The sequence below is a fragment of the Streptomyces incanus genome, from assembly GCF_042656345.1.
GTDB classification, from domain to species: Bacteria; Actinomycetota; Actinomycetes; order Streptomycetales; family Streptomycetaceae; genus Streptomyces; species Streptomyces incanus.
Window position 1 is genome coordinate 39,276 of sequence record NZ_JBHSPC010000088.1, and the last position, 453, is coordinate 39,728.

1 protein-coding gene and 1 pseudogene are annotated in these 453 nt (G+C 81.0%); one reads left to right on the forward strand and one right to left on the reverse strand.

Going from position 1 to position 453, the window contains the following annotated elements:
• Positions 1-206, reverse strand: a 206-nt coding sequence (locus ACFP2V_RS26680) for a hypothetical protein (protein WP_381217620.1), incomplete at its 3' end; no start/stop codon positions are given.
• 10 nt (positions 207-216) lie between these two features.
• Here ACFP2V_RS26680 and ACFP2V_RS26685 point away from each other — a divergent pair.
• Positions 217-453 (forward strand): annotated as a pseudogene (locus ACFP2V_RS26685) (hypothetical protein); the annotation flags it as partial.

Sequence of the window (453 nt, forward strand, 5' to 3'; positions counted from 1 at the left end):
CGCCCCGCCTCGGCCGCCGCGACCGCGCACTGACGACGACAGCGGCGGCCCTGGTCCCTCTCCTCCCCCTCCGCTTCCTCGTCCTCGGCAGCTTCGCCGTCCCGGCCCCGCTTTCCGAGGTTCGGTGCCGGTGGGCAAGGCGAACCGGCGGGGACGGGCGGCACGCCGCCACCCCCGCCGAGGGCGTCCGCCCGCTTCCCGGACACCCCGCCGACCGTGGGCCGCGGGGCACCGTCCCCGAGCGCCCCGCCGAACGGCTCGGCCACCGTGCCGCCGCAGCCCACGCACGGCCCCACCCGCACCGGACAGCAACAGCCCGCCGAGCAGCGCCCCACCGCGGGCGGCACGGACGCCCGCGGCACCGGCGCGCGCCCCGAGACCCCGTCGGAGACGACGACCCGCCTGCGCCCGCTCTCCGTGCAGGCGTCCGCACCGGCCCGGCCGACCCGTCGG